The organism is Sphingomonas sp. GW821-FHT03E12 (assembly GCF_059420685.1).
Genome location: NZ_JBWKUF010000001.1, coordinates 1,107,190 through 1,129,173, shown reverse-complemented (window position 1 = coordinate 1,129,173; position 21,984 = coordinate 1,107,190). Strand labels below are relative to the sequence as shown.

Sequence of the window (21,984 nt, the reverse complement as noted above, 5' to 3'; positions counted from 1 at the left end):
GCGCTCTCCGACGAGGAGGTGCCGAGAACGAGGAGCAGCTCGGCACGCAGATAGCGGATCAGCTTGAAGATCGAGAAGCCGGCAAGGCGGGCGACGATCCCCAGCACCACCACCACGAAGATCGCGGAGGTGAGGTAGAAGGTCGCAACCAGCCCGGCGAGGTTGGCGAGCGATTCGATGCCATATTTGCCGATGGTGAAGGCCATCGCCCCGAACGCACCCACCGGCGCCGCGCGCATCAGGATGCCGACCAGCTTGAACACGACGAGCCCGGTCTTCTCGAGCAGGTCGCGCACCGGCGCGGCGGGCTCGCCCACCATCGACAGCGCAATCCCGAACAGGATCGACACCAGCAGCACCTGGAGCAGCGACTCCCCGGTCAGCGCCGACACCAAAGTCGTGGGAATGATCGCCATCAGGAAGCCGGTGATCGAGCTGTCATGCGCCTTGGCGACGTAATCCTTGACCGCCCCGGTATCGAGGCTGGCCGGATCGACATTCATCCCCGCCCCCGGCTGGATCGTGTTGGCGACGATCAGCCCGACGATCAGCGCCAGCGTCGAGAAGAACAGGAAATAGGCAAACGCCTTGCCCGCGACCCGGCCGACCGAACGCAGCTCGGTCATCCCGGCAATGCCCGTCACCAAGGTCAGGAAGATCACCGGCGCGATGATCATCTTCACCAGCTTGATGAACGCATCGCCCAGCGGCTTCAGCGACGCGCCCGCGTCCGGCCACACATAGCCCACCGTCACACCCGCAGCGATCGCCACCAACACCTGGATGTAGAGTTGCGCATACCAGGGTTTGCGCGGCCGAGGCTCAGCTGCGTAATCGAGTGCAATCGCCATTCAGTCCCCCGCTGGTTGCGCCGCTTATGCGGTGCGTTCGGAGCAAGGGCCAGCGCTTCGTTCGGGTCAACGCCCGCTGCCGCGGATCATGCCGGCCACATAGCTGGTCATCATCGCGTCGCGCGCGGGCGATGACGGACCAAGCACACCGCGCGCATGAGCGGGCAAATGCGCGGCGGCATCGCACGCGTCCTCGCCGAACACATAATGATCGAACCACGCCCGCCATGCCCGGCGCTCGGGTTCCGGCAGATCGCGGATCGAATGGAGTGCGAGCATCAGCGCGGCAAAGGGAAAGCGATCGGCAGCCATGCCGAACCAGTAGTTGACCAGCACGTTGAGCGCGCCTTCGGCCCGTACATGGTGCCACCATAAAGGCGGGATGTAGATCGCGTCGCCCAGACCGAGCTCGGCGACCTGCGCATGGCGCTGCGCCTCGGCGAAGCGCGGAAAGCGATCCAGATCGGGGTTGTCGGGATCGACCATGCTGGTCGGCTGTCCGGCAACGGTCCGCTCAACCGGGCCGACATAGAGATTGGCGAGTTGCTCGGGCGGGAACAGGGTGAAGCGGCGCTTGCCGGCGACCACGACCGCGACGTTCGCTGCCATGTCGTAATGCGGCGCGATTCGGCTGGCGTTACCGACCCAGATACGCGGATCGACGCCCTGGGTATCGATGTCGAGCGGGTTCTCCGTAGCGAAGGTCCCGACGCTCGCCAGCGTCGGGCTCGACCCGGCGTACAGTCCCTGCGCATCGGCCTGCCCCCGCTCCGCCAGCAGCCGCGCGAGCAACTCCCGCATCGGCATCTTCGCCGTCCCGAAGTTGAGGCCGCGCATCGCATCGTCGTAGAAATAGCGCCCCTCGACCTCCGGCGGCGCGACAAGCACCGTCAGCGGGCGGCCGATGTCACGCGCCGAAAGATAGGCGGCGATCGCTTCGTCGCCTTCCCATGCCGCAGCGACTGCGGGCCAGGCTGCGGCAAGGCCGCGGATCGCCACTGGCCGCTCCGCCGCGGCCAAGGCGGCGGCGATACCCTCGCGATCGCCGCCATCCAGTTCGTGCATGCGCCCTCCCTCAGCGCACCGGTTCGACCCGCACGGTCCGGCTGGCACGCTTGCCGTCGGCCGAGCGGGTACGCACGTCCACTGCACCCGTCACCGTCACCGGTCCGCCATAGCGCGTCCAGGCGCCGCCGTTCGTACGATATTCGATCGCGGTGCCCGGGAAGACGTTGTTCGCCTCCAGCTTGCCGCCAACGATACGCGCGCCCGGAGGCGAGACGCGATAGGCGATCCCGGCGCGTTCGAGCAGCGGGAACTGCGCCGAGACGCGACCCGCAAAGTTCCGCCATTCGGCGCCAAGCTTCGCCTGATCGACGCGAGGATCCTGCCACTGATAGCTCACCCCCGGCTGATAGGCCGGCGCCCAGGTCGCCGGAGTCCAGGCGCGTTCGGCAAGCGCGAGCAGACGCGGGAACAGCATATATTCGACATTGGCGTCGGTGCGGATCGTCTCGCTCCACAGCTGCGCCTGGATGCCGACGATGCCGCGGCCCGCCTCGCGCACCGGCTTGTCCTCGATCGACTTCTCCTGCGCCTGGATGTTGCGCACCAGCGCCGCATTGGCGGGCAGGTTGTCGGTCATGAAGCCGAACACCTGATAGGAATCGACCCCGCGCGACGCCCAGTCATAGCCGCCCTCGTCCGGGTGCGGGGCATAGGGCATGTCGAAATAGCCGAGATCGGGGATCGACAGCACCACCTGCCAGCCGCGGTTGAGCTGGTCATGCGCCTCGCGGATCGCGCCGCTGTGCAGCACGCCCCAGATGTTGGTCTGGACATTCTTCGGCATCCGCGCCGGATCGGTATGGCCCATGCCATCGCTCCACCCGCCGGTGCGGATGCCCTTGGCGGCAACATTGGCGGTCACCTTCTCGATGAAGCGCGAGGTGAGCTTGGTCGCGTCGCCGCCATTTTCCGCGATCATCGCCGCGCAGGCCGGCGACTTGACCCAGGCACCTGCGGTCTCGTCCGCGCCGAGATGGAAGGTCTTGAGCGGTGCGCCCGCCTGGCGGTGCATGTCCGCCAGTGCGTCCACCACCGTGTTCATGAAGCGATAGGTCGACGGCAGACAGACGTTGAGCGTGTTGTCGGTATAATGCTGGACGCTGCTGTACCTGGTCTGGTCCGCCGGATCGATCAGGCGATAGGCTTCCGCCTCAGCCTGCTTGCCCTGCGCGGCGAGGCGGCGATAGCGCGCCTCCATCGCCCTCACCGCCGCGCGCGAATGGCCCGGCGTGTCGATCGACGGGATCACCTCGATCCCGCGCGCCGCCGCTTCCTTGACGATCGTCACATAGTCGCTGGTGGTCAGATAGCCGTTGACGTCGCTGGTCCCGTCCGGCCCTGCGCCGAGCTGGGGCAGCAGACAGGTGTTTTCCTCGGGATCATGGCAGCGCTTGCCGCCGATCTGGGCGAGTTCGGGCAGTGCCGGAATCTCGATCCGCCAGCCCTCATCCTCGGCAAGGTGGAGGTGCAGCTTGTTGAGCTTGAACGCCGCCATGGCGTCGACCAGCTTCAGGATCTCGGCGCTGTCGTGGAAGTTGCGGCCGACATCGAGATGCAGCCCGCGGAAGCTATAGCGCGGCGCATCCTCGACCCGCAGCGGCTTCATCGCGCCCTTTTCGAACGCCGCCTGCTGCGCGAGCGAGCGCAGCGCATGGCTCGCCCCCACCGCATCGGCGGCGGTAACCGTGATGCCCGCCGGCTTGACGTCGAGCACATAGCCTTCGGCCGCCAGCTTCGCCGCGGGATCGATGCGGATCGACAGCGGCAGCTTGCCGCCTTCCTTGACGCCGGCCCGGGCGAGTGCGGCCAATGCCGGCGCGACCGAGTCCTGGCTGAGGCCCGCGAGGCTCACCGCGACGCCGCCGCGCAGATCGACCGTTCCGCTGCCCTGCTCCGCCAGCACCGGCTTGGGCAGGATCACAACGCCCGACGCCACCGGCGCGGTGCGCCCGGCCTGGAGGTCGAAGGCACGCTCGGCAGTCAGCCAGCGGGTGCGGTCGGCGCCGCCCTTGTTGGCGAGCTTCGCCTCATTGGTCATCGGCGCGACGAAGGGCAGCACCTCAAGCCCGGTCTCGGGATCGATCTTCGGGCGCGAGGCCGCGATCGTCCGCGCCTTGACGCCGTCCGCGGCCAGATAGGCGTTGGGCATCGGGAACGCCTTGGAGAAGAATTTGCCGGTACCCCACAGCTTGACGACATGAGTCGAGCCCGGCTTCACGACCACGCCCGGCTTGAGCTTCAACCGCTGAAGATCGCCATTGACGAATTCGAGATCGAAGATGTCGCTTTCGATCATCGGCAACTGCGTCGGGAAGCTGAAATAGAGCGACAGCCCCTTTTCCGGCAGCCCGGCGGGCAGGACCTGCGGGACCGTGAGCGTGATCGTCGACAGGAAGCAGGCCGGCGACTTCTCAGGGCAGGTCGGCTGATTATCGACCACTTCGAAGCGATAGCCGAGCGACTCCGCGAGCGTATCGAGCGCAGCCTGCGACGGCGCCTCAGCGTGCGCCACGGCTGGCGCCGCGATCATCATAGCCGACAACAACGCCCAGCCCGCTCTACGCATCACTCTCTCCCACTCGACAATTTGTATTCAATTTGTCATGCTCGCTACGCAGGGTCAACGCTCTTTCGAAGAGCGGCATTTCAAGGGGGATGTCAGGGGCATGAGGCAGATCACGCTGGCACAATGGCTGTGCGGACTGGCAATTGGTTTCATATTAGTCCTATCGCCACGCCCTGCCTCCGCGAAGCCTGTTACCGTGGGCTATGTCGCAGTCTTCAAGGGGCTGGATCTCTCGATCGACCGGACGCACCTCCCCAGCTTCACCCATTTCAACCTCTCCTTCGCCAACCCCGATGCAGACGGCGCATTCGTCCGCGACGGCAACATGACTTGCATGATCGGCGCATTCGGATCGCGCGTGACGATCGATTCGCTGCGGCCGGGTATCGCCCGGCTCAAGGCGGGCGGCGCGAAGGTACTGATGTCGGTCGCCGGTGGCGTAATCCCGGACTGCTCGGGCGACTGGAAGGCGCTGCTCGCCCCCGACAAGCGCGACGCAACCGCGGCGGCGCTGGTCGCGCTGGCCGACCAGCTCGGGCTCGACGGAGTCGATATCGATCTTGAAGGGGAGTTGCTCACCGCGATCGACCGGGCGGGCAACTACGTGCCGTTCATCGAAACGCTGTCCAAGGCGCTCAAGGCACGCGGCAAGCTGCTCACCTGCGCCACCGGATCCTATGAAGGCGGGATGATCCCGGTCGGCTCCATCCCTTATTTCGATCTGGTCAACATCATGTCCTATGACGCGATCGGGCCGAGTTGGGGACCGGCAGGGGCGGAGCATTCTCCGCTCGCGATGGCGCGGCGCGACCTCGATCTGTGGCTGGCACGCGGCGTCGCGCCCGAACGACTGGTATTAGGCATCCCCTTCTACGGCTACGGCTTTGGCGGCGAGAAAGCCAATTGGTCCTATCGCGACCTTGTTGCAGCCCATCCCGGGGCGGAGAAGGGCGATGTGATCGGCGAGGCCTGCCCCGGATGCAGGTACATCACGCACAACGGCCCGGCAACGATCGAGGCAAAAGCGCGACTGGCCGGAACCAGAGCCGGCGGCGTCATGGTCTGGGAGCTTTCACAGGATACGCCCGACCACGCGCTTACCCAGGCCATCCATCGCGGGCTTTCCGCGCCGGTTGTGCGCGCTAACGATTGACGCTGCGATACCAATGCAACACATGGTGGGATCGCACTGGTACTATCGCCGGCTGCAGCCGTGAAGGTGGAGCATCAAGCCTTGTCGCTGATCGAACGTGTTGGTCCGCTCCAGAAGGAAGACCCGACCCCGCTCTATCTCCAGCTGCAGAAGATCCTGCGCGACGCGATCGAGGGACAGGTGGTGAAGGCCGAAGAGGCAATCCCCACCGAGCGCGATCTTGCCGAAGAGTTCGACGTTTCGCGCATCACCGTGCGCAAGGCGATCGACGGGCTGGTGGCGGACGGCATCGTCGCGCGCCGCCGCGGTGCAGGCACCTTCGTCACCCGGCCCCGCGTCGAGAAGAGCTTCTCCAAGCTCACCTCCTTCTCGCAGGACATGATCTCACGCGGGCGGCGGCCGCACAGCAAATGGGTTAGCAAGACCGCAGGCGCCGTGACGCCCGAGGAAGCGCTCTCGCTCGGCCTTTCGCCCGGTTCGCTGGTCTATCGCTTCCACCGCATCCGCTATGCCGACGATACGTCGATGGCGCTCGAATATGCGACAATCCCGGCCTATTGCCTTCCGTCGGTGGAGATCGTCGGCGCGTCCCTCTACGAGGCGCTCGAAGCGGCGGGGCATCTTCCCGTCCGCGCACTCCAGCGGCTGCGCGCGGTGGCGTTTACCGAGGAGCAGGCCGAAGTGCTGGGTGTCGAGCCAGGCGCGCCGGGCCTGTTCATCGAGCGGCGTGGCTTCCTGCCCGACGGCCGCACCGCCGAGTTCACGCAGAGCTATTATCGCGGCGACGCCTATGACGTGGTGGCGGAACTGAACGGCTGACCCGTTCCGCCCGTTCGCGCGGCTGATCAGGCCGACAGCTGCCGCAGGAATTCGATGTGCGGCGGCAGCTCCGCGAGCTGTTCGGCCACGCGCCCCTTGAGCGTTGCGAGCCGCGCGGCAAGTTCGGCCGAGGGCAGGCCATCGGCGACCGGATGCCAGCTGCGTGGCCACACACCCTGCCCCGTCATGACGCAATACCAGTTGGTCGGGCCGAACAGGTCGCCCGGCTCGAACAGGATGTTGCCGGTGGCGCGAAACGCCTCGATCCGCTCGGCAAGGCTGTCGGGCATTCCCGCCGCGGCGACATCGCGCCAGAATTGCGTGTCGTCGCGCCCGGCCAGCGCATAATGCGCGATCACGAAATCGCGGATCGTGCCGTATTCGTGCAGCGCCTGACGGTTGAACCGTGCGACGACATTGGGGTCGATCCCATCGCGCGGCAGTAGAGCCAGCAGCCGGATGATCGTCGTCTGGATGAGATGGATCGAGGTCGACTCAAGCGGCTCGAGAAACCCGCCGGCGAGGCCGATCGCGACGCAGTTGCGGTTCCAGATCTTGCGCCGGTGTCCCGCGGTGAAGCGCAGGAAATTGGGTTCGGCCTGCGCGGCGCCGGGCAGGCGTTCGGTCAGCAGCCGCGCAGCCTCGTCATGCGCCAGATGCGCGCTTGAATAGACATAGCCGTTGCCGTCGCGATGCTGGAGCGGGATGCGCCATTGCCACCCCGCCTCGCGCGCGGTCGATCGGGTGAAAGGCGCCGGATCGCCGCCGGAAGCCCCCGGCATCGCCACCGCGCTGTCGCAGGGCAGCCAGTGGTTCCAGCTTTCGTAGCCGGTCTCCAGCGCGCCCTCGATCAGCAGGCCGCGAAAGCCCGAGCAATCGACGAACAGATCGCCTTCGATAGTGCGTCCGTCGTCGAGCGTCAGCGCCTCGATATAGCCGTTCTCGGGATCGAGCCGTACCTGCGCGACCCTGCCTTCGACCCGGACCACGCCTGATGCCTCCGCCCGGCCACGCAGGAAGCGGGCATAGAGCGAGGCATCAAAATGCACCGCGTGATGGACCGGTCCCGTGCGGGTCATCCGGGCGAAGCGGCCCTCGCGCGCAGCAGCGGTTTCCAGATTATACTCGGTGTGATCGCGCGCACCGCCGGCCGCAACATGACGCAGCCAGAAATGGTGGAAGTGGATCCCCGACATCTCGACCCCGAAGAAGCCGAAGGGATGGAAATAGCGGTGATCGACCCCGCCCCAGCCCTCAAACTCGATACCGAGCTTGATCGAGCCATTGGTCTCCCGAAGGAACTCATCCGGATCGATGCGCAGATAGCGGTTGAAGTCGAGGATCGGCGGTACCGTCGCCTCGCCGACCCCGACGGTGGCGATCGCCTCGGATTCAACCAGGGTGATGCTATGGCTCTGCCCCGCCAGCGCGCGACCGAGTGCGGCAGCAGTCATCCAGCCTGCGCTGCCGCCGCCAACGATGACGATCCGCCGGACGGGCCGCGCGCTCAATTCGCGCCGTTCCGGATACGCGCGAGCGCCTCCACATGCGTCTCCATCCCGCGGACCTCGTCCGCGATTGCGCGCAGCTGACGCTGGAACTCCGCCATCAGCGTCTGATCGTCGACCAGCAGCGCTTGCGGATCGAAGCTGCGCGGCACCACGCCGTGCCCGGTCATGCACAAGGCCCAGCCATCCTCGACATGCGCCTCGTAATTGAAGTGCGCGAACATGCCGCGCGCGGCGAACAGGTCGATCTTGCCCGCCAGCTCTGCGGAGATCGGGGCGGCGCGCGCGGCGTCCCAGAAAGGCTCGCCATCGCGGCCGTTGAGCCGGAAATGCTGCGCAGCAAAGTCGCGCACTCGAGCATGCGCGCCGCTCAATTCCTCATTGTAGATGTCCGCCTCAGGCATTGCGTCGCGATCGATCGGCCAGAGCAGCACGAGCTGTGCGACAGCGAGTTGCAGCAACAGCAGCTCCGCGCCGTCGAGCAACGGTGCATCGCTCGCCGCGCGCCCGATCGCCACGCAATTCGCGATCCAGGGCCGTGGCCGGAGCGCTGCGGACAGTGCTTCCGCCGCGCCTGCTTCGATGGGGCGGCCGGCGACCTGCTCCATGACCGCACGCGCCGCATCGTCCGGCATCCGGCCGCTGTCATAGACGATCTCGACCGCCAGCCGGCCGCCCAGCGGGATCAGCGTCACCCAGCCCGCTTCATGCGCGGTGACACGGCTGTAGAGCGGCAGCGGGTCGAGCCGCGCGGCACTCCCGCGGATGATCCGGTCGCAAAAGCCGCCGCCCGCCGCCGCGCCTGCCGGATCGAGCAACCCGGCCAGTGCGCCATCGGCATCGACGAACAGATCGGCCGTCACCGCCGTGCCGTCCGCGAGCGCGATCCGGTCGAGCTTACTGCCAGCGGCATATGGCTGTGCGCCCCTGCCTTGCGCGATCGCCACACCGGCACTCGCGCATGCTGCGCGCAACAGCGCAGCATAGCCCGCCGCATCAAGATGCCAGCCATGCTTGACGGCCTGCCGTGCCGCCGGGTCGCGCGCCGCACCGGTCCGCCCCTGTTTCGCAGCGGCTGCGGCCAGACAGAAATCCTCCAGCGCGACACGCAGCCCGGCCTGACGCGCGCGCGTCCAATGCTGGACCAGCGGTAGCGAAGCAAAGGGTGTTCCGGCATCACCATAGGCGTGCAGAAACGCGCTGTCCCCGCTCGACCAGCCTGCGAACTGCTCGCCCATGTTGAGGATCGCGGAGGCCGCCTCGATCAGCGCCGCATCGCCGATCCCGAGCAGACGATGGAAAGCGGCCAGATCGGGCAAGGCGATCAGCGCGGCATGCGGCGGCGGCGCCTCACCGGTATCGACCCAGATCACCTGCGTGCCCAGCCGCCCATAGGCTCGCGCGACAGCAAGCGCCGCCATCGGCGCCGCGATCCCGCCGCCATAGACCGCGACGCGTTCGATCGAACCGCTCACAGGGCAGGCGCCGGGCAATAGCGCGCGACGAAGTCGGCATGCGACGGCGCCGAGCCGGCACCGCGCGCGATCGTCGCCGCGAGCGCGTCGAGCCGTTGCGCGAGGAGGTCGCCGGGCAGCACATCGGCCAGTCGGTCCGCTGCCAGCGGTTCGATCCCCTGCCCCACGAACACTGCCTGCCAGCTCGGCGGACCGAACAGCCCGTCACGATAGGCCTGAACGTGGCCGCGATGGCGGAAACGCTCGATCTTGTCCTGAAGCGTGTCGGGCAGATCGACCGCAGTCACCTGCTTCCACAGCGGCGCATCCGCTTCGTTTGCGACATAGTGAAGGATCAGGAAGTCGCGGATGCGGTCATACTCGACATCCATCACACGGTTGAATTCGGCGGGTAATGCCGGGTCGATCCCCTCGCCCGAGGGCAGCAGCGTCAGCATGTGCATGATCGCCATCTGGACGAGGTAGATGCTGGTCGATTCGAGCGGCTCGAGGAACCCACCCGCCAGCCCCATGCCGATGCAGTTGTGCGACCAGGCCTGCCGCCGCTTGCCCGCCTTGAAGCGCAGCACGCGCGGTTCGGCCAGCGCTTCGCCGTCGAGATTGGCGAGCAGGGTCGCCGCAGCCTCGTCGTCCGAGACATGCGCGCTCGAATAGACATAGCCGTTGCCGGTGCGATGCTGCAGCGGGATGCGCCACTGCCACCCGGCCTTGCGCCGCGTCGAGCGGGTATAGGGCGTGAAGTCCTGCGATCGCGCACACGGCACCGCCTGCGCACTGTCGCAGGGCAGCCAGTGCGACCAGTCCTCCAGCTCGACGCCCAGCATCGATCCGAGCAACAGCGAACGGAAGCCCGAACAGTCGACGAAGAAATCGCCGGCGACGCGTTCGCCGGAGGCGAGCTGCACCGCCGCGATCGCGCCGCTTTCGCCGTCGCGCTCGACCTCGACGATCCGCCCCTCGACGCGCTCGATCCCGCGCGCTTCGGCCCAGCCGCGCAGATAGCGCGCGTAGAGAAAGGCATCGAGATGATAGGCATAGGCAAAGGCGTTGCGGACGTCGTTCGGATCACCATTGGGCAGCATGAAGCGGTTCTGCCAGGCGGTGACGATCGGAAAACAATAGTCGTCGAGCCGCGATGCCACACCTGCCCGCCGCGCGCGGATCCAGTAGCTGAAGAAGTCAGCCTCTCCGATCGGCCGGCCAAAAGTACCGAAGGGATGAATGTAGCGCTGCCCTTCATGGCCCCAGTTCACGAATTCGATGCCGAGCTTGAAGCTGGCCTGGGTCGCCTTCATGAACTCGACCTCGTCGAGCCCGATGAAGTCGTTGAAATCCTTCATCTGCGGCAGCGTCGCCTCGCCCACGCCGACGGTACCGATCTCCTCGGATTCGACCAGCCGCACCCGCACGCCCGCCGGGACGAGTTTCGCCGCGCAGGCCGCAGCACACATCCAGCCGGCGGTCCCTCCGCCGACAATCACCAGTTCGAACGGTCGCCCCATCGTCATGAACCTTACCGCACAAGGTTGCCGGCGCCAGTCCCCCCGAACCGGCGCCGGCGCTTAGGTCAGAAGGTCAGCCGCGCCCCGATCTGGAAGCGGCGATCATTCTTGAACCACGCATAGTCCTTGAGCAGCCCGGTCGAATCCACCTGCTGCTTGAGCACGGTGTCGGTACCGAGCAGGTTGGTGCCCTCGACAACGAACTCGATATTCTTCGTCGCCCGGAACCGGATCGAGGCATCCATATAGCCGGTCGCTTCCTGCCATACCGGGAAGCCGATGCAGCAGTCGATCGCCGTGACGAGGAACTTCGAGCGCCAGTTATAGGCGACGCGCGCCGACAGCTTGCCCTTCTCGTACATGCCGACGAGGTTGAAGCTGTGTTCGGAAACACCCTCCAGCGCCTTGGCCTGCACCGCCGACGTATTGTACTGGATGCCGCCGCCCGCGATGCCGCCCGCGGTCTCGTTGGTCAGGGCGACGGTCTCGATCCCGTCATTCTTCACATAGGTGTAGTTGGCCTGCACCCCGAAGCCGTCGAACGGTGCGGGCAGGAAGTCGAAGAAGGTCTGGAACGACGCTTCGCCGCCATAGATGCCCGCGCCTTCCCCGTTCATCGGGCCGGTGGCCCGGATCGTCTCGGTGACGTTGTTGTTGGTGAGGGTGACGTCGAACAGCCCGTTCTGAATATAGTCGTAGAACTTCTTGTAGAAGCCGGTCAGCGTCAGCGAGCCGTTGCGGGAGATATAATATTCGAACGTCAGGTCGAACTGGTCCGCGGTGATCGGCTTGAGCCGCGGATTGCCCATCTGGCCGGTATATTCCCAGTCATAGGCGGTCGGTCTGCCGGTGGAATCGCGCGTTACCCTTGGATTGTTGAAATCGTTGACGTTGGCCGAAATCCGGCTGACCGTCACGAAATTGCGCAGCAGCCCGAAGTCGGGCCGCGACATCGCCCGCGAATAGGCGAAGCGCGAAACCAGCTTGTCGGTCAGATCGAACTTGATGTTGAAGCTGGGCAACGCATGGAAATGGTTGGCCCTGGTCGTCCCGGGCACCGTCGCGCCGTTGTTGAACGCGGTCTCGGCCGCGCCAACGAAACAGCCGGGGGTTGCAGTGGGACGCCCCGTATTCGTGTCGGTCCCGCGGGTACAGATCAGCTCGCTCGCCGTGAACGGATTGGCGAACGTCGCGGCGCCCTGAGTCGCATTCTCGGTCCAGACCAGACGCACACCGAGATTGCCCGAGACCCGGACGCCACCGATCGTCAGCCCGTCGCCGCCGAACTTCGCCATCGCATAGGCCGCAACCGTGCGTTCGCTGACCTTGTGGACCTCGCTCGGCAGATAGCAGCCATAATCGTCCGTGATCGTCTCGCCGGCGCGATATCCCTGCTTCGAGCAGACCGGATAATATTCGCCTACCCCGATCGACGGGCGGCCAAGCGTCTTCGCCAGATCCCCGAGATTCACCAGCTTGTCCATGTTGAAGAACACGAACGAGTGTTGGTTGGTCTGGTTGCCGGCGAAGAAGTCGGTGCCGAAATTGTGGATCCGGTTGCTGTTCGCGCCATAGACCGGCTTGTCGAGGTTGAAATAGGGCGCCTGGGTATAGGTCCAGGTATTGTTGATGTTCGCCCAGTTGTACGCCCCCCAGCGCACCGTCTGATCGCGATCGGCATAGCGTGCGCCGACCTTGATCGCGTCCAGCCAGCCTGAATCCACGTCATATTCCAGGTCCGCGCGGAACGCGAATTCCTGGCCGTCGCTATCTTCGGTGTGATCGGTGAGCGAGTAATAATAATAGTTGTTGGGGTTGGTCAGGCCGCCGGGCGACAGGTTGATGTTCGTCGCAACCGTCGGCGTGAACTGAAGCCGCGGATATTTGCCGGTCAGATCGACAAAGGTGTTGGCGAAGCTGCGCGCCGTCACCGAGGCATTGTAGTTGCTGACGCTCGCATCGACATACTGGCCGTCCAGCGTCAGGCGAAGGCGCTCGGCGATGTCCCAGCGGAACTTGAGGCCGAAATCCTGCGTGATCTGCTTGTTGCGCAGCGCGTTGGCCTGGGTGTCGACCTGCGGCGCGCGCTCGGGATTGGGGCAGCTCTCCCAACTATAGCAACGATTGAAGAACGGCTGGCCCGCCGCATTGAGACCCAGCCCGCGCTCGTCGCCCGGATTGTCGCCCACATAAGGGCTCGGCGCCATCCACCAGCCGCTGAGGAAATTGCCGTCGCCGTCGAACTTGAACGGCTCCGCACCCCGCAACGACTTGAGCTGATCCGCATTGGTGTACATGAAATCCGCCGGGCGGCCGTAGAGATCCGGATAGAATGCGCTCGAGAAGACCGAATATTCGCGCCAGCTGTTGTTATACTGCGACCGGTTATACTGGCCGATCAGCTCCATCGTCTCGTCTTTGGACTTCCACTGGAACGCCGCGGACACGCCGTAGCGCTCGCGGTCATATTCGTTCTCGCGCATGGAGATGCCGCTGGGGATATACTTCTTCCCCGGACCGAACACGTTGTTGAAGATGCCCATGCGCTCGTACTGGATGCCCTGGCTGGACGTGATCGCATGCGAATAGGCGCCGTTGATCATCAAGCCGATCTCGCCGATCCCGGTATCCCAGCGATCGGAGATGATGCCCGAAACCTCCGGCGTCGATTTCCTGGCGATGTCGCCATAGGTGTTCTTGACCGAGAACGAGATCAACCGCCCCTGGCTGTCGAACGGCAGACGGGTGCGCAGATTGACCGTGCCGGCGATGCCGCCCTCGATCAGGTCGGCGGTCTGGTTCTTGTAGGTGTCGATCCCGCCAAGCAGTTCGGGCGAGATGTCCTGCCAGCTCAACCCGCGCGAGGAATTGGCGCTGAACGTGTCGCGGCCGTTGAATTCCGAGCGAACCTGGTTGAGGCCGCGAATGATGACGCCCGACGGCTCGGCCGAGAAGTGCGCGGTGTCGTCGGTACCCGAGAAGCGGTTGACGGTGATGCCCGGCACGCGCTGCAGCGCTTCGGCGACGGACTTGTCCGGGAAGGAGCCGATATCCTCGGCCGTGATCGAATCCACCACGGTGTCGGCGTTGCGCTTGCGGTTCTGCGCCGATTCGAGATTCTTGCGGGCGCCGGTGATGACCACATCCTCGGCGGAGACTTCCTCGCTCGCGGCGGTCTGAACGGCGGTGTCCTGCGCCGATGCGGGCGCCGCGATCGCACTGGCCAGCGCAGTGATGCAGATCCCGTGAAAAAGATTGCGGCGAGTCCCAATCGCCCTGACCGTCGATCCGATCATTCCCCGATTCCCTTCCCATTACCCCCGGATCGTTTGGCCGACCCTTTATATGAGACCAATTGCGTAATTGGACTATTACCAATAGACTACAAATTACTTGACCTGTCCATTGCAAAATTATGGCAGCGTAATGAAGTTGCTTCGCGACAGCGGACGACGATGTGGGGGAGATGCGATGCGCCTGATTTCACTTGATGTATTGCGCGGCCTGACCGTGGCAGGGATGATCCTCGTCAACGCGGCGGCCGGGATGAAATATGGGGCGGAAGCGAACGTCGCGCCGATCCTGCTGCACAAGGCGTGGGAAGGGCTGACGCTTGCGGATCTGGTCTTCCCGGCATTCCTGACGATGGTCGGGATCGCAATCCCGTTTTCGCTGCGGCAGCGCGCGGCAACCGCCGCGCCCACCGGGCAGATCCTCGGCCGTACCGGGCGGCTGATCCTGCTCGGCTTCATCCTCTCCAACCTCTACTGGTTCGCCGATTTCGGCGACCGCGACTGGCGGCTGTTCGGCGTGCTTCAGCGAATCGGTCTGGTCTATGGCGCCTGCGCCCTGCTGTTCCTGTACGCGGGACCGCGCGTGCGTCTGGCGCTGATCGCGGTGCTGCTGATCGGATACTGGCCGCTGACCCTGCTTCCGGCGCTCGACGGCCTGCCCAACGATATCTGGCAGCGCGGGCACAATTTCGTCGCCTCGGTCGATCGCGTGCTGCTGGGCAAGCACCTCTATGTGAAGGGCCCTGAAGGCTATGATCCCGAGGGGATCCTGGGCACCTTGCCCGCGATCGCGCAGGGACTGATCGGGATCGCGATCGGCGAACTGCTGCTCAAGCGCGAGGGCCAGCGCACCCGCCTGCTGCTCGCCGCTGGCGCGGCGATGCTGGCCGCGGGCGTGGCGTGGAGCTTTGCCTTCCCGATCGTCAAGGACATCTGGTCCAGCCCGTTCGTGCTGGTCACCGCGGGCATCACCGTGCTGACGCTGGCGGTGTTGCACCACGTCCTCGACCGCGAAGGGCGTACGCCGGGCATCGCCGCGACCGCGATGCTGGCCTTCGGCGCCAATGCCATCGCCGCCTATACGTTGCACCAGGTGACCTCGAGCGTCGTGACCTGGGACCTGCTGCTGCTCCCCTTCCAGACGACCCGCGCGGCGATCGGCGATCCCATTGCGTCGCTGCTTCCGGTATTGATCTATCTCGCGCTGATCTGGGCCGCGATGGAGTGGCTCCGGCGCAAGGGCTGGATCATCAAAATCTGACCGCCCCGCACATACATCTTGATGGGACCAATATAACCTATATAGTACCAACTTGAACACTGGCCATATCGGCCGGGGATGATGGAGAGATGCGGGAATGGTGCCGAACGCGGCCAGAGCGAGTTTGGGAACGCTGATGGAGCGTGAGGCAGCCGAAGCCGGCGCCGCGGTGTCGCGGATGCTGGCGGCGAATCGCGACGCCATCGCACAGGTCGCCGCGCGGTTGCGCGCGGCACCGCCCGCAGTGGTCGTGACCTGCGCCCGCGGTTCGTCGGACCATGCGGCAACCTATGCCAAATATCTGATCGAGACGCTGACCGGCGTGCCGACCGCGTCGGCGGCGCTGTCGGTCGCGTCGCTCTATGACGCGCCGGTGGCACCGGGGAACCGGCTCTGCCTCGCCATCTCGCAGTCGGGCAAGAGCCCCGACCTGCTCGCGACGGTCGAGCATCAGCGCAAGGCCGGCGCGTTCGTCGTCGCGATGGTCAACGCCGAGGACGCGCCGCTCGCCGCGCTCGCCGATATCGTGATCCCGCTCAAGGCCGGTCCGGAGCGATCGGTCGCGGCGACCAAATCCTATATCTGCTCGCTCGCTGCGATCGCCGCGCTCGTCGCCGCCTGGGCCGAGGACGCAGCCCTCACGGATGCGGTTGCCGGGCTGCCCGTGCAGCTTGAGCGCGCGTTCGAGCTCGACTGGTCGCCGGCGGTGACAGCGCTTACCGGCGCATCGGGTCTGTTCGTGCTGGGCCGCGGCTATGGCTATGGCATTGCGCAGGAAGCCGCGCTCAAGTTCAAGGAAACCTGCGCGCTTCACGCCGAGAGCTTCAGCGCGGCGGAAGTGCGTCACGGGCCGATGGCGATCGTGGGTGAGGCGTTCCACGTTCTTGCCTTCGCAAGCAGCGACCGCGCGGGGACAAGCGTGCGCGAGACCGTCGCCGAATTCCGCAACCGCGGCGCCGAAGTGCTGCTCGCCGATCCGGCAGCGCCCGAAACGGGCCTTCCCGCGATCGCGGCGCACCCGGCGATCGAGCCGATCCTGATCGTCCAGAGCTTCTACAAGATGGCCAATGCGCTCGCGCTGGCCCGCGGCTGCGACCCCGATTCGCCGCCCCATCTCAACAAGGTCACTGAAACACTATGATGATTCGACTGGAGAACGGCCGGATCGTCACCCCGCAGGGCGTGGTCGACGGCGCGGACCTGACCGTCGCCGGCGGGACGATCACAGCGCTCGCGCCCCTGGGCGGCGGTACCGCGGACCGTGTGATCGATCTTGGCGGCGGCTGGCTGCTGCCCGGCTTCATCGACACGCAGGTGAATGGCGGCGGCGGCGTCCTGTTCAACGACCAGACCGATGTCGATGCCATCGCCGCGATCGGTGCGGCGCATGCCCGTTTCGGCACGACCGCCTTCCTCCCCACGCTGATCAGCGACACGCCGGACCAGATCGCCGCGGCGCTCGACGCGGTCGACGCGGCGATCGAACAGGGCGTTCCGGGCGTGGTCGGCATCCATGTCGAGGGTCCGTTCATCAACGAGGTGAAGCGCGGCATCCATGAGGCGCGGCGCATCCGCCGGCTCGACGCGGACACGCTGGCGCTGCTCACCGCGCCGCGCCGCGGCCGGGTAATGCTGACGCTCGCGCCCGAGCTGTGCGACACGGACGATATCCGCGCGCTGGTGAAACACGGCGTGATCGTGAGCGCCGGGCACACCAACGCGACCTATGACGAGATGATGGCCGCGATCAGCGCGGGACTCACCGGCTTCACGCATCTGTTCAACGCGATGTCGCCGCTGCACCATCGCAACCCCGGCGCCGTGGGCGCGGCGTTCGATTCGGATGCCTGGTGCGGGATGATCGTCGACGACGCGCACCTCCATCCGGCGGTGGTCCGCCTGGCGGTCCGTGCCAAGGGGATCGAGCGGCTGATGCTGGTCACCGATGCGATGCCCAGCGTCGGCACCGGCGACACCGAATTCATGCTGCAGGGCAAGCGCATCATGGTGCGCAACGGAGTCTGTCTGTTCGAGGACGGCACCCTGGCCGGCACGCATCTCGACATGGCCTCGGCGTTGCGCAACACCGTCGAGGTGACCGGGCTGAGCGTTCCGGACGCGGCGGTGATGGCGAGCACGACGCCCGCGCGCTTCCTGTCGCTCGACCCATATGGCGCATTGGCGCCGGGCAAACGCGCCGACTGGGTGTGGCTGGACAAGGACCTCCAGCCGCGCGGAACCTGGATCGGCAGCGAACCAGTGGCTGACGCAGAAGAATTCGCCCGCGCGGCGCAATAAAACAGAGCCGGGGGAAGGATGGCATTGATTATCACGTCGCCGCTGCGAGGTTGGGCCGCGCCGCTCGACAGCGTTCCGGATCCCGTCTTCGCGCAGCGGATGATGGGCGACGGCGTCGCGATCCAGCCGCTGGGCGACACGGTCTGCGCGCCGTTCGACGGCGAGGTGGTGACGCTGCACGAGGCGGGGCATGCCGTCTCGCTGCGCAGCGACGAAGGCGCCGAAGTGCTGATCCATATCGGCCTCGACACCGTCGCGCTGAAAGGGCGGGGCTTCACGCCGCTGGTCGCGCCCGGCGCCACTGTCGCGCGCGGCGATCCGCTGATCCGGTTCGACATGGACTCCGTCGCCCTCGCCGCGACCAGCCTGATCACCCCGGTGATCGTGACCAATGCCGAAGCCTTCACGATCACCCGCCGGACCACCGGCCGCGCGATTGGGGCGCATGAGGAACTGATGGCGCTCACGCCGGCCCGGGCACAGCCCCGGCGCTGGTCCGACGACGGCACGGTGATCGAGGAGCGGGTCAAGCTGATCCTTCCGCATGGCATCCATGCCCGCCCCGCCGCGCGGCTGGGCGAGTGCGCCCGCCAGTTCGAGGCGGAAATCCATCTGCTCCACGGCGACAAGCGCGGCGACGCGCGCAGCACCGTCGGGCTGCTCGCGCTCGGTACCAGGCTGGGCGACGAACTGGTCGTCCAGGCACGCGGCAGCGATGCCGAAGCGGCGCTGGCCGCGATCGTCGCCTTGCTGGGATCGGATATGGGGGAGGGTGCGCCCGCGCCGGCACCCGTGACTGCCGCGCCTGCTGCGCCCGTGCTGCAACCTGGACAGATTGGCGGTGTGATCGCCTCCCCCGGCCTTGCAATGGGGGCCGCAGCACGCCTGCGCCAGACCGCGATCGCAGTCGAGCGTGAGGGCCTGAGCGCCGACACCGAACGCGCCGCACTCGACGCCGCACGAAACACGGTGCGTACACGGATCGAAGCGCGCGCCGATGCCGCAGGCGGCAGCGTCGCCGCGGTGATGCGCGCGCATCTCGCGCTGCTCGACGATCCCGAACTGGCGGCGGGCGCAGAAACGCGCATCGCCGCGGGCAACAGCGCGGGCTATGCCTGGCGCGGCGCGGTGCACGACCAGATCGCGGCGCTGAAGGCGACCGGAAACGCGCATCTGATCGAGCGCACCGACGATCTCGTCGATATCGAGCGGCAGGTGCTGGGCGTGCTGACCGGCACCCCGGCCGAAGCCGATGCGGTTCCGGCGGGTGCGATTCTGGTCGCCGACGACCTTCTCCCCTCGCAGCTCGTGACCATTGCCGCGAGCAAGCCGGCGGGCATCTGCCTGGTGCGCGGCGGACCGACCTCTCACGTCGCGATCCTGTGCGCCGGCATGGGATTGCCCGCACTCGTCGCGATGGGCGACGCGATCGAAGCGATCGAGGACGGCACGCCGCTGCTGCTCGACGCCGAAGCAGGTCATGTCACGCCGAACCCGTCGCAGGCCGACGCCGACGCGTTCGCCGCACGTCTTGCCAAGCGCGATGCCCGCCGCGAAGCCGCGCGCGCTGCTGCGGGTGACGCCTGCCACACCGCGGATGGCGTGCGCATTGAGCTGTTCGCCAATCTCGGGACCGTCGAGGATGCCAAGGCCGCCGTCGCGCAGGGCGCCGAAGGATCGGGGCTGGTCCGCAGCGAGTTCCTGTTCCTCGACCGCGAGGATGCGCCGTCCGAAGACGAGCAGCACGCCGCCTATCAGGGCATCGCCGACGCGCTGCCGGGCAAGCCAGTCATCGTCCGCCTGCTGGACGTGGGCGGCGACAAGCCAGCGGCGTACATCCCGTTCGACGCCGAAGAGAATCCGGCGCTGGGCCTGCGCGGCATCCGCGTCGGGCTGGCGCATCGCGACCTGCTCGAAACCCAGATCCGCGCGATCCTGCGCGTCCAGCCCGTCGGCCAGTGCCGCATCATGCTGCCGATGGTGGCGAGCGTGAGCGAGGTCCGCGCGGTTCGCGAGGTGGTCGAGCGGCTGCGCAGCGAAATGGGGATCGAGACGCCGGTCGAAGTGGGCGTGATGGTCGAGACCCCCGCCGCCGCGATCACCGCGGACCTTCTGGCCGCCGAGGCCGACTTCCTGTCGATCGGCACCAACGACCTCACCCAATATGTGCTGGCGATGGACCGTGGCAATCCGGCGGTCGCGTCGGGGGTCGATGCGATGCACCCCGCGGTGCTGCGGATGATCGCCGAAACCTGCCGCCGTGCCACCGCCGCGGGCCGCTGGGTCGGCGTGTGCGGCGGCCTCGCTTCCGATCCGGCGGCAGTGCCGATCCTGATCGGACTCGGCGCAACCGAGCTTTCGACCGTTCCCGGCTTCGTGCCCGAAGCCAAGGCGATCGTGCGCGGCGTGACGCTGGCCGATGCCCGCGATCATGCCGAGCGCGCGCTGCACTGCAGTTCCGCCGCCGAAGTCCGCGCGCTGGCCCGCGCGTTCGAGGAGAAGACCGCATGAGAAAGATCCTCGAGACGCTCCAGCCGCTCGGCCGCGCCCTCATGCTGCCGATCGCCGTGCTGCCGATCGCGGGCCTGTTGCTGCGCATCGGCCAGCCCGATCTGCTCGACATCGCCTTTGTCTCCGCCGCGGGGACGGCGATCTTCGGCAATCTGGGCATCCTGTTCGCGATCGGCGTGGCGGTGGGCTTTGCGCGCGACGGCAACGGCGCCGCTGCGCTTGCCGGCGTCACCTGCTATCTCGTCTCGACCACCGGCGCGCAGACGTTCCTGATCGCGCCGCCGGAGGTCATTGCAGGCCTGCCCGATGCAGCCGCCAAGGTCGTCGCACAGGCATGGGCGACGGGGCAGATCGACCGGCTCGAAGTACCGATCGGCATCATTTCGGGCCTGATCGGCGGCAAATTCTACAACCGCTTCGCGACCATCGCGCTCCCGGAATATCTCGCCTTTTTCGGCGGCCGCCGCTTCGTGCCGATCGCCGCCGGGATCGCCGGACTGCTGTTCGCCGGCGTGCTCGGCTATGGCTATGCGCATATCAGCTCGGCGCTCGACGCGGCGAGCCACGCCGTGGTCGAATCCGGCGGTGCCGGCATGTTCGTCTATGGCGTGCTGAACCGGCTGCTCCTCGTCACCGGCCTTCACCATTTGCTCAACAACGTCGCCTGGTTCCTGGTCGGCGACTATGGCGGGGCAACCGGCGACCTCGGACGCTTCTTTGCAGGCGATCCCAATGCGGGCGCGTTCATGTCGGGCTTCTTCCCGGTGATGATGTTCGGCCTGCCCGCCGCCTGCCTCGCTATGTATCACGAGGCGCGGCCCGAGCGGCGCAAGGCGGTGGGTGGCATGCTCTTCAGCCTCGCCTTCACCAGCTTCCTGACCGGCGTGACCGAGCCGATCGAATTCACCTTCATGTTCCTCGCGCCGTTCCTCTACGCGATCCATGCGGTGCTGACCGGTGTCTCGATGGCGCTGATGGACGTGCTGGGGATCAAGCTGGGCTTCGGCTTCTCGGCCGGGCTGTTCGACTATGTGTTGAACTTCAAGCTCTCGACCCGCCCATGGATGCTGCTGCCGGTCGGCGCGGTCTATGCGCTGATCTATTATGGCCTGTTCCGCTTCTTCATCCGCAAGCTCGACCTGGCGACGCCCGGGCGCGAGAAGGGCGAGGCCGTCGCGGCGGCGGGCGAAGCAACTGCGGGCAACCAACGCGGTGCGGCCTTCGTCAAGGCGCTGGGCGGCGCGGCGAACCTCACCAGCGTCGATGCCTGCACGACCCGGCTGCGTCTGATCGTTGCCGATCAGACCGCGGTCGACGATGCCGCGCTGACCGCACTGGGCGCGCGCGGGATCATCCGCCCGTCGGCCAACGCCACGCAGGTGGTGCTCGGCCCGATTGCCGATCTGGTCGCGGAGGAGATCCGTGGCGCAATCGGTGGCGGCACAGCGCTGGTCTCCGCCGCTCCGGCCGACGCTGCGGTGGAGGAGACGGTCACGCTTCCGGCGGCTATTCTGGCGGCGCTGGGCGGGGAAGCCAATATCCGCGCCCTGCGCGCGCTCCATGGCCGGTTCAGGGTCGAGCTGATCGATGCCGGCCGCGCCGACGAAGCCGGACTGCTGGCTGCCGCGAACGGCGCGGTTTCGCCGCAGCCGGGCGTCTACCACATCCTGCGTGACTAA

Annotated in this window: 14 protein-coding genes; 7 read left to right on the top strand and 7 right to left on the bottom strand. The window is 66.6% G+C overall.

Annotation, left to right across the window (positions count from 1 at the left end):
* The 3 genes from AC07TU_RS05390 to AC07TU_RS05380 form a co-directional block, all read right to left on the bottom strand.
* On the bottom strand, positions 1–851 hold an 851-nt coding region (locus AC07TU_RS05390; protein ID WP_495186866.1), incomplete at its 3' end, for a cation:dicarboxylate symporter family transporter.
* A gap of 66 nt (positions 852–917) precedes the next feature.
* A complete protein-coding gene (locus AC07TU_RS05385) occupies positions 918–1,916 on the bottom strand; it encodes a cupin-like domain-containing protein (RefSeq protein WP_495186865.1) in 999 nt (332 codons plus the stop codon).
* Positions 1,917–1,926: 10 nt separating this feature from the next.
* On the bottom strand, positions 1,927–4,485 hold the full coding sequence (locus AC07TU_RS05380) for a beta-N-acetylhexosaminidase (RefSeq protein ID WP_495186864.1): 2,559 nt from the start codon (positions 4,483–4,485) through the stop codon (positions 1,927–1,929).
* Between the two features lie 196 nt (positions 4,486–4,681).
* Between AC07TU_RS05380 and AC07TU_RS05375 the strand changes: the two genes are divergently transcribed.
* The gene (locus AC07TU_RS05375; protein WP_495186863.1) at positions 4,682–5,638 is read left to right on the top strand and encodes a glycosyl hydrolase family 18 protein; all 957 of its coding nucleotides are present in this window, start codon (positions 4,682–4,684) and stop codon (positions 5,636–5,638) included.
* Positions 5,639–5,719: 81 nt separating this feature from the next.
* Complete coding sequence (locus AC07TU_RS05370; RefSeq protein WP_495186862.1) at positions 5,720–6,457, top strand: GntR family transcriptional regulator; 738 nt, start codon at positions 5,720–5,722, stop codon at positions 6,455–6,457.
* A gap of 26 nt (positions 6,458–6,483) precedes the next feature.
* Here the strand turns inward: AC07TU_RS05370 and AC07TU_RS05365 are convergent, their stop codons facing one another.
* The 4 genes from AC07TU_RS05365 to AC07TU_RS05350 all read right to left on the bottom strand — a co-directional run bounded on the left by AC07TU_RS05365 (position 6,484) and on the right by AC07TU_RS05350 (position 14,238).
* Positions 6,484–7,968, bottom strand: coding sequence for a tryptophan halogenase family protein (locus tag AC07TU_RS05365; RefSeq protein WP_495186861.1), 1,485 nt, complete (start codon positions 7,966–7,968; stop codon positions 6,484–6,486).
* Complete coding sequence (locus AC07TU_RS05360) at positions 7,965–9,440, bottom strand: tryptophan 7-halogenase (protein ID WP_495186860.1); 1,476 nt, start codon at positions 9,438–9,440, stop codon at positions 7,965–7,967. Before AC07TU_RS05360 ends, AC07TU_RS05365 begins: the two co-directional genes overlap by 4 nt.
* Entirely contained in the window at positions 9,437–10,942 is a 1,506-nt protein-coding gene (locus tag AC07TU_RS05355) for a tryptophan halogenase family protein (protein ID WP_495186859.1), read from the bottom strand. The genes AC07TU_RS05360 and AC07TU_RS05355 overlap by 4 nt, the downstream gene beginning before the upstream one ends.
* A gap of 65 nt (positions 10,943–11,007) precedes the next feature.
* Positions 11,008–14,238: a TonB-dependent receptor gene (locus tag AC07TU_RS05350; protein ID WP_495186858.1), complete on the bottom strand. Its 3,231-nt coding sequence runs from the start codon at positions 14,236–14,238 to the stop codon at positions 11,008–11,010.
* A gap of 175 nt (positions 14,239–14,413) precedes the next feature.
* Here AC07TU_RS05350 and AC07TU_RS05345 point away from each other — a divergent pair, with 175 nt between their 5' ends.
* From AC07TU_RS05345 to nagE, 5 genes are all read left to right on the top strand, one after another.
* Positions 14,414–15,496, top strand: coding sequence for an acyltransferase family protein (locus AC07TU_RS05345; protein WP_495186857.1), 1,083 nt, complete (start codon positions 14,414–14,416; stop codon positions 15,494–15,496).
* 136 nt (positions 15,497–15,632) lie between these two features.
* On the top strand, positions 15,633–16,637 hold the full coding sequence (locus AC07TU_RS05340) for an SIS domain-containing protein (RefSeq protein ID WP_495186856.1): 1,005 nt from the start codon (positions 15,633–15,635) through the stop codon (positions 16,635–16,637).
* Positions 16,634–17,794: an N-acetylglucosamine-6-phosphate deacetylase gene (gene nagA, locus AC07TU_RS05335; RefSeq protein ID WP_495186855.1), complete on the top strand. Its 1,161-nt coding sequence runs from the start codon at positions 16,634–16,636 to the stop codon at positions 17,792–17,794. The genes AC07TU_RS05340 and nagA overlap by 4 nt, the downstream gene beginning before the upstream one ends.
* An 18-nt stretch (positions 17,795–17,812) precedes the next feature.
* Entirely contained in the window at positions 17,813–20,305 is a 2,493-nt protein-coding gene (gene ptsP, locus AC07TU_RS05330; RefSeq protein ID WP_495186854.1) for a phosphoenolpyruvate--protein phosphotransferase, read from the top strand.
* On the top strand, positions 20,302–21,984 hold the full coding sequence (gene nagE, locus AC07TU_RS05325) for an N-acetylglucosamine-specific PTS transporter subunit IIBC (protein WP_495186853.1): 1,683 nt from the start codon (positions 20,302–20,304) through the stop codon (positions 21,982–21,984). Before ptsP ends, nagE begins: the two co-directional genes overlap by 4 nt.

Excerpts from the sequence above, each read along its gene's own strand:
- AC07TU_RS05385 (WP_495186865.1), bottom strand. The coding sequence starts at position 1,916 with ATGCACGAACTGGATGGCGGCGATCGCGAGGGTATCGCCGCCGCCTTG.
- AC07TU_RS05380 (WP_495186864.1), bottom strand. The coding sequence starts at position 4,485 with ATGCGTAGAGCGGGCTGGGCGTTGTTGTCGGCTATGATGATCGCGGCG.
- AC07TU_RS05355 (WP_495186859.1), bottom strand. The coding sequence starts at position 10,942 with ATGGGGCGACCGTTCGAACTGGTGATTGTCGGCGGAGGGACCGCCGGC.
- AC07TU_RS05350 (WP_495186858.1), bottom strand. The coding sequence starts at position 14,238 with ATGATCGGATCGACGGTCAGGGCGATTGGGACTCGCCGCAATCTTTTT.
- AC07TU_RS05345 (WP_495186857.1), top strand. The coding sequence starts at position 14,414 with ATGCGCCTGATTTCACTTGATGTATTGCGCGGCCTGACCGTGGCAGGG.
- AC07TU_RS05340 (WP_495186856.1), top strand. The coding sequence starts at position 15,633 with ATGGAGCGTGAGGCAGCCGAAGCCGGCGCCGCGGTGTCGCGGATGCTG.
- nagA (WP_495186855.1), top strand. The coding sequence starts at position 16,634 with ATGATGATTCGACTGGAGAACGGCCGGATCGTCACCCCGCAGGGCGTG.
- ptsP (WP_495186854.1), top strand. The coding sequence starts at position 17,813 with ATGGCATTGATTATCACGTCGCCGCTGCGAGGTTGGGCCGCGCCGCTC.
- nagE (WP_495186853.1), top strand. The coding sequence starts at position 20,302 with ATGAGAAAGATCCTCGAGACGCTCCAGCCGCTCGGCCGCGCCCTCATG.